5 protein-coding genes and 1 pseudogene are annotated in these 7,541 nt (G+C 63.7%); all 6 read left to right on the top strand.

The genetic code is table 11. The features are described 5' to 3' along the window. The first annotated feature begins 223 nt into the window (after positions 1-223). Positions 224-2,692, top strand: coding sequence for a bifunctional diguanylate cyclase/phosphodiesterase (locus tag Q427_RS04510; protein ID WP_051496121.1), 2,469 nt, complete (start codon positions 224-226; stop codon positions 2,690-2,692). Between the two features lie 160 nt (positions 2,693-2,852). After that, the gene (locus Q427_RS04505) at positions 2,853-4,532 is read left to right on the top strand and encodes an HD domain-containing phosphohydrolase (protein WP_043511408.1); all 1,680 of its coding nucleotides are present in this window, start codon (positions 2,853-2,855) and stop codon (positions 4,530-4,532) included. Between the two features lie 123 nt (positions 4,533-4,655). Beyond that, complete coding sequence (gene fliD, locus Q427_RS04500; protein ID WP_043511407.1) at positions 4,656-6,023, top strand: flagellar filament capping protein FliD; 1,368 nt, start codon at positions 4,656-4,658, stop codon at positions 6,021-6,023. Positions 6,024-6,106: 83 nt separating this feature from the next. Then, the gene (fliS, locus tag Q427_RS04495) at positions 6,107-6,526 is read left to right on the top strand and encodes a flagellar export chaperone FliS (protein ID WP_043511405.1); all 420 of its coding nucleotides are present in this window, start codon (positions 6,107-6,109) and stop codon (positions 6,524-6,526) included. A gap of 6 nt (positions 6,527-6,532) precedes the next feature. Beyond that, positions 6,533-6,910 (top strand): flagellar protein FliT, encoded by a 378-nt coding sequence (locus tag Q427_RS04490; protein WP_231613406.1) that lies wholly within the window; start codon positions 6,533-6,535, stop codon positions 6,908-6,910. Beyond that, positions 6,907-7,541, top strand: a pseudogene (locus Q427_RS04485) (flagellar hook-length control protein FliK); the annotation flags it as partial. The gene Q427_RS04490 and the pseudogene Q427_RS04485, both read left to right, overlap by 4 nt.

Genomic DNA, 7,541 nt, shown 5'->3' with positions numbered 1-7,541 from the left:
ACGTGGCGATCGGGGGCTTGATTCTCAGCTACCTGCTGGCTTTCAGCCTGGGCATGGCGAGCCTGAGCCGTCGACGCTCGGTCTCCCTGGCGCGAACCCAGCGGCATCTTCGCGCCCAGCAGCGCGTGCAGACCCTGATCGCCCGCGATCAGCCGCTGCCCGATACGCTCAGGGCGATCTGTCGGATGGTGGAGTCCCAGCGCCCGGCTCCCTGTGCTCCATCATGCTCTGTGGAGACGACCGTAAATCGCTGGAGAGCGTCTACTCGGTCAGCTTGCCCGAGCGCTACTGTGAAGGGGTGCGTGGGGTCGGCGTGGGGCCCGCGGCGGGGGCCTGCGGCCGTGCCGCCCATATACGGGACTTCGTGGTCTGCGCCGATATCGCCAACGATCCGCACTGGGCCGGCTATCATGGCCTGGCCGCCGAGCACGGCCTGCGCGCCTGCTGGTCCTATCCGGTAATTGCCAGCGATGGGCGTTTGTTGGGGGCTTTCGGCACCTATTTCAGGGAGCCGGGAGAACCGACCCGCGCCGAGCGTCGACGCATCATCGAGTCGGCGGAACTGGTCTCCCTGGCGGTGGAGCGAGAACAGAACCGTCGCGCCCTGCGCGAGAATGAACAGCGCTACCGCTCGCTGTTCACCTACCACCCCGATGCGGTCTTCTCCCTCGATCTGCAGGGCTATTTCCTGACTGCCAACGATGCCTGCTGCAAGATTACCGGCTACACGCTGGAGCGGCTGATCGGCTCGCACTTCGCCGAGTTGATCGAGCCGAGTGAACAGGCGCGCATTGCACAGCTCTACCAGGATGCCGGAAAGGGCGAAGCCTTCCGCTATTCACTGGCTCTCAAGCGGCAGGATGGGGCTGCGGTCTATCTCGATCTGACCAACCTTCCCATCGTCGTCAACGAGCGTGTCATCGGCTTCTATGGCATTGCCAAGGACATGACCGAGCGCCATCGGCATGAAACCGAGCTGCGTATTCTGCAGCGGAGCGTGGAGGCGAGCATCAACGGTGTCGTCATCGCCGATGCCCAGGTGGCGGGCATGCCGATCATCTATGCCAATGAAGCCTTCGAGCGCATCACCGGTTATTCACGAGATGAGGTGCTGGGGCGCAACTGCCGCTTCCTGCAGGGGCGCGAGACCGATCCCGACTCGGTGGAGCAGCTTCGCCGTGCCCTGGCCGAGAGCGAAGAGGTGAACGTCACCCTGTGCAACTATCGCAAGGATGGCTCGCCCTTCTGGAACAACCTCTACCTGGCGCCGGTTCGCGATACGGCAGGTGTGGTGACGCACTTCGTCGGCGTGCAGCACGACATCTCGGAGCGCAAGGCCTATGAAGCGAAGCTCTCCTTTCATGCCAGCCACGATGCCTTGACAGGCCTGGCCAACCGGTCGCTGTTCGAGGACCACCTGCTGCACGACGTGCAGTTGGCCCAGCGACACGGCAGGCACCTGGCGGTGCTGTTCCTCGACCTGGATGATTTCAAGCCGATCAACGACAGCCTGGGCCATGAAGTGGGGGATCAGGTGCTGCTCCAGGTCGCCCAGCGCCTGGTCGATGAGCTGGACCCCGGCGATACGCTGGCCCGCTTCGGCAGCGATGAATTCGTGATCCTGCTGCCGGAATTGCGCCGGGAGGAGTCCGCCTTGCGGCTCACCGAGCGCCTGTTGGCCTGCGTCGGTCGGCCGTTCCGTATCGCCGAGCAGGAGCTCTATATCGGAGCCAGCGTGGGAATCGCCTTCTTGTACGAGGGGCTGGCTAACCCGGTGGAGCTGATCCAGCAGGCGGACATGGCGATGTACCGCGCCAAGCAGAAGGGGCGCAATGCCTGGGAGTGCTTTACCAGCGATCTCAACGACGAGGTGAGCTCCCGCATGGCGTTGCGCAACGACCTGCAGGAAGCCATCGAGGCGGAGAACTTCGAGCTGCACTACCAGCCGCTGCTGAACGCCAGCGACGGCAGCGTGGCGGGCTTCGAGGCGCTGGTACGCTGGAAGCATCCGGTCAGGGGCTATCTCTCTCCGGGACTGTTTATTCCGCTGGCGGAGGATACCGGGCAGATCGGCCCGATCAGCGAATGGGTGCTGAGACGCGCCTGTCTCGACATGTGCCTGCTGGCAGCCCAGGGCTACGGACACCATCGGGTTTCGGTCAACCTTTCGCCGCTGCAGTTCCATCGCCCCAACTTCATGACCAACCTGCAGCAGGCGCTGTTGGAGACCGGTCTGTCCCCTGACTACCTCGAACTGGAGTTGACGGAGGGCATCCTGATGAACGATACCGCCGCCGCCATCGCTACGCTGCACAAACTGCGGGACATGGGGATCGAGGTCTCCGTCGACGACTTCGGTACCGGCTACTCCAGCCTGAGCTACCTCAAGCAGCTGCCGATCGGCAAGATCAAGATCGATCGCAGCTTTATCCGCGATGTCACCACCAACCCCCATGACAGCGCCATCGTCCAGGGGATCATCTCCATGGCCCATCACCTGGGCCTCAAGGTGGTGGCGGAAGGGATCGAGGAGCGTCCCCAGCGTGATTTCCTGGCCGAGCATGGCTGCGATGTCTTCCAGGGGTTCTACTTCGCCCGGCCCATGCCACTGGATGGGCTCAAGCGCTACATGATCGAGCATCACCAGGTGGCTCCCGGGCCCTCTGACCCACAGGTCGCGTTCCATCAATAGCGTTCACGACGGAAACGGCAAGGCCTGGGCGGACGTCATGAAGCGGACGCAGATCACATGATTCCGGCCTGATCCTGGTTGGGCCGTGCAATCGGTACATTGACATAGTCTCGGGCCGGCCCGGATAGCAGGGCTGGCCCGGAAAGAGGAAGAGGCAAGGATGGCGAAGGCGCTAGATGACTTTGTTCGAGTCGGCAGTCCTGCGGAAATCGAATCGCTGCTGGAGTCGTTGATTCAGCCGGGCGGTGCATCGCTGCTGCTTGACAAGCCCGAAAGTACGCCGTTGCCGGTGGTGCTCATGGATCAGGTGCCCGCTGAATCGCTGAGCATGGATATCACCGCGGTGCGTGAGATCGGCGGTGAACTCAGGCGCGGCGTCGGGTTTCGCCTGCTGGGGCAGGTTCACGGAAAGATCGTGCGCACGCCGCTGCTCAAGGTGGTGGAAACGGAAACTGTAGCGGGCAGGGTGATCTGTCACTGCGAATACCCCCTTTATCTGGAAGAGATGCAGCGGCGAGAGGCATTCCGGGCCCGCTTGCGTCTGGGCATGGAGGTGGGTGCCATTCTGCGTGGCGAAGGCGAGGCGACCGTCCAGGGCGACCTCAAGGATCTCTCGCAGCAGGGGTGTCAGCTCGAGCTGCCGGCCTCGGCGGCGTCACTGCTGTCTGCGGCGGCAATGGTCGAGATCGAGCTCTGTTTTCCCAACGGCACACGCTTTGCGGTCAAGGCGAGGGCCTGTCATACCGTGCCTGATGCCGGCCGTCAGATCATGCGCGTCGGCTTTCGGTTCGAGGGCTGCAAGGCCGACCAGGAGCGCAAGCTGTGGTTCTTCGTGCGCGAGATCGAGCGGGAATCGTCCCGCTATGTGGAGGAGGCCGATGTGGGGCGCCTGCCGTCGATGCTCTTCCAGAGCCAGGCGGTTGCCACGACGCCGGTGGGGCGACGCAATCTGCTGAGCTACCCCACCCCCATGGCACGACGCTTGTCGCGGGTGGCCGGCTATCTGGACGCCCAGCTGCTGGAGTTGCAGCAGGGGGACGGCATCGACTCGATACAGCTCTCCCGGCATGCCGATATGCTGCTGATGCTGGCCGACGAAGACATGGAGGCGCTGCTGTTCGCCACCCGCTGTCTGGCGCGAGAGCCCCTGCTGGTGCGCCATGGGCTCTCGGTGGCCGCGCATATCCTGGCCCTGGCCGATGGCGCGACGGTCCCGCGGGACATGCGCAAGGCCTTGGCGGCCAGCGCCATGGTGCATGACCTGGGCAAGGGGTTGATCCCCGGAAACCTGCTCTCGGCCACTTCGCTGGACGAGGGCGGCTATGCGCAGTTGAAGATGCATGTTGCGTTACTCGACCAGGCCCTGGCCGGGTGCCAATGGCTTTCGGCCGGAGTGGTCAAGGCGGTGGTGGGAGGGATCAATGAGCGCCTGGATGGCAGTGGCTACCCGGCCGGACTTGATGGCGACCAGTTGCAGGAACTGTCCCGAATGAGTGCGGTGGTGGATGTGGTCGATGCCATGCGGCGCGAGCGGCCCGACCGGCCGGCCTGGCGCATCGATGCCGTATATCGGCATCTGCTGAGCAATCCCGGGCAGTTCGACCCACGCTGGGCGAAGCGCTATATCCAGCGCTTCGGCTTGCGCCCGGTCGGTGCTCTGGTGCGCTTCGGCAATGGCGACATGGCGTGGATCCAGCGTCTCGACCAGCAGGGCAAGCCGTTTCAGGTGCAGTTGACCGACGTCGTGGAGCCCCCGGGAGAGGCGCTGGGCGAGGTGCTGCGCGGCAATATCATCGCCCGGTTGGGTGAGCCCGTCGAGGAGGTTCCGGTCTCGACCTGAGCATGACATTAAAGTTGTTGCCCGTTTTGCCGATACAGGGAAATAACCCCAAGGTCGCGGGCTTTTCGCCAGAATCACTGGCGCCGCGCCTGTCAGAATAGCCGGGATGACAAAGGAACCATCATGACCACAATCACGTCACTGGGTATTGGGTCAGGGCTTGACCTCAATGGCCTGCTCGATCAGCTCAACGCCGCCGAGCGCGGCAAGCTCGAGCCGATCAAGTTGCAGCAGAAAAGCCATCAGGCCAGGATTTCGGCCTATGGCAAGCTGCAGGGTGCCTTGTCGACTTTCCAGAGTGCTACGGCAAAGCTCAACACGCCCAGTTTCTTCCAGAGCGTGGGCAGCAGTGTGACGGGAAGTGGCGTGAAGGCGGCGGCGAGTGCCGATGCCCAGCCCGGTCGTTTTGATGTTGCCGTCACCCAGCTGGCGCGGGCCCAGAGCATCGCCTCGGGTGGTGTGGCTGACAGGGAGGAGCAACTGGGTGCAGGGACGATCTCCTTCAAGCTGGGTGACGGCGACGCGGTAGACATAACCATCGAGGCGGGAAAAAGCTCACTGGATGACATCCGAAACGCCATCAACGAAAGCAAGTCGGGTGTGACGGCCTCCATTGTCAATGACGGTAGCGGTGAGCCGTACCGACTGGTGGTCACCTCCAACAACACCGGCACTGAGGCAGCGGTAACGATCGACGGCATCGACGGCGACCTCTCCGGGAAGCTGGCCTTCGCCGCAGAGCCGGTTGTCGCTGCCCAGGACGCCCAGCTGACGGTCAACGGTATTGATATCGTCAGTCAATCCAATCAGGTGAAGGGTGCCATCCAGGGCGTGACGCTGGATCTTTCCGAAACGACCGCCGAAGGCTCCTCGGTCACCGTTGTTGTCGAGCGCAACACCCTGGCCATTCGCGAGGCCGTCAGTGGCTTCGTCAAGGCCTATAACGATATGCGCAGCACGATCAGCGGGTTGACGAAATTCAATGCCGACACCGGGGATGCGGGCGAGCTGCTGGGCGACAGTACCCTGCGCACCGTGGAAAACCGCATGCGCAGCGTACTGACCGGCGGCGTGGGCGAAGGCGAGTTCCGCATGCTGACGGATATCGGGATTTCACTGCAGCGGGACGGTACCCTCAAGCTTGATGAGGACCGTCTGAGTGACATCGTCGCCAATCAGCCGGATGCGCTGTCGGCCTTCTTTGCCGGGCCGAACAAGGCCGGTGGCATGGCCGGCAAGCTCAATGAATCCCTGGATCAGATGCTGGGCGACCGCGGGCTGTTGGACAATGCCAAGCGGGGGCTCGAAACGCGCCTCAGCAGCCTTGCCGACCGCTTCGAGCGCATGGAGCGCAGCATCGAGAAGACCATCGACCGCTACCGGATTCAGTTCGGTCAGCTCGATAGCATGATCGCCACCATGAACCAGACCAGTGACTATCTGTTCCAGCAGTTCGACATGATGAACGCGCAGCTGGGACGCAAGAAATAATCGGCTGACGGACCGTGGGCGCTTTCGCCCGGCCGGGCCGGTCTCGTGATACGACAGTCGACCACGACAGGAGAATGACTGCCATGAGTACAATGCGAGGAGCCGCCGCCTATGGTCGCGGGGCCGGAGCCTATGCCCGGGTCGGCGTGGAGAGCGGTGTGATGTCGGCCAGCCCGCACCAGCTGATCGTGATGCTGTTCGATGGTGCCCAGGGGGCTATTCGTGCCGCTCGCATCCATATGCAGGCCGGCAATGTGGCGGAGAAGGGCAAGTCCATCTCCAAGGCGCTGGACATCGTCAACAATGGTCTCCTGGCGGCACTGGACACCGAGAAGGGTGGCGAGATCGCCGAGCGCCTCGGGTCGCTGTATGAGTATATCGTTCGGTTGCTGCTGGCGGCGAACCTGCATAACGACCAGGAGAGTCTCGATCAGGCCGAGCAGCTGTTGGAGGACATCGCCTCGGCGTGGCGCGAAATCGGCGTCACGGGAGCGCAGGGCTGAATGGCCATGACCACTGCGCGCGCTGTGCTGGAGGGTTATGCCCAGCTCAGGCAACAGGTCGCCATCATGCTCGAGCTGGCAAGGGCAGGCGAGTGGGATGCCCTCATCGAGCGTCAGGCCGGCTATCTCCAGTTGGCAGACCGGCTCCGGCAGCTCGACAGGGAGGTCGAGCTCGACATCGACGGCGCGCAGCGCAAGGCCGAGTTGTTGGAAGCGATTCTTGCCGATGACCTGGCGATCCGCGAGCAGTTGGTTGCTCGCCGGGATGAGCTGGGCCAGCTAATGGACAGTTCGCGTCGCCAGCGCGATCTGCATCGCAGCTACGGCAAGCAGGCATCTTCGGTGGTGAGCGGCTCGGATGACTTCGGCCAGGGAATCTCGTGAGTGGCATCACGCCTCTGCTGGATACGCTGCTCCACCAGGTGCTGGGCAAGCGTGTCGATACGGCGCCGCCTCGTGATCTGAACGAGCCGGTTCGTGCGGTGGACCCCGGCGAGGGACCCAGGGCGCTTCATAGCGACTCACGGCTGGATGGGCGGCGTCCCGCTGCAGCCCCCTTGCCCGGCGCCAGTGCCCCGCTGCAGCGGGGTGATACACCCGCCGGGCAGGCTGACACATCTCGTCCGCCAGCCTCGATTCAGACCCATTTCAGTCCCTCGGCGCGTACCATTGCCGATCTGCTGATGCGCTTTCCGGCCCCACCCTCGGTACTCTCCGCCGCATCGCCGTTGATGGCACGGGACGAAACGCCGAGTGCGTCGACCCTGGCGAACCGGCTGCAGGCCGGCGTACGCGACAGTGGCCTGTTCTACGAATCCCATCTTTCACGCTGGTATCGCGGCGAAGTCAATCGCCAGCAGTTGGAGCGCGAGCCGCAGATGTGGCGAACCCTGCGGTTTTCTCCGGCATCCACGACGCCCGGCGCAACAGCGCCGGATACACGAGGTGCCGCCGGGCCGCCCGCACCGGGGAGCCCGTCTCAGGCTGTGGCGCTTGGACCGTTGGCACCACCAAC

The sequence above is a fragment of the Halomonas sp. BC04 genome (assembly GCF_000568385.1).
Note: the sequence above shows the minus strand (reverse complement) of the source record. Positions and strands in the feature narration are given on the sequence as shown.

Excerpts from the sequence above, each read along its gene's own strand:
- Q427_RS04510 (WP_051496121.1), top strand. The coding sequence starts at position 224 with ATGCTCTGTGGAGACGACCGTAAATCGCTGGAGAGCGTCTACTCGGTC.
- Q427_RS04505 (WP_043511408.1), top strand. The coding sequence starts at position 2,853 with ATGGCGAAGGCGCTAGATGACTTTGTTCGAGTCGGCAGTCCTGCGGAA.
- fliD (WP_043511407.1), top strand. The coding sequence starts at position 4,656 with ATGACCACAATCACGTCACTGGGTATTGGGTCAGGGCTTGACCTCAAT.
- fliS (WP_043511405.1), top strand. The coding sequence starts at position 6,107 with ATGAGTACAATGCGAGGAGCCGCCGCCTATGGTCGCGGGGCCGGAGCC.
- Q427_RS04490 (WP_231613406.1), top strand. The coding sequence starts at position 6,533 with ATGACCACTGCGCGCGCTGTGCTGGAGGGTTATGCCCAGCTCAGGCAA.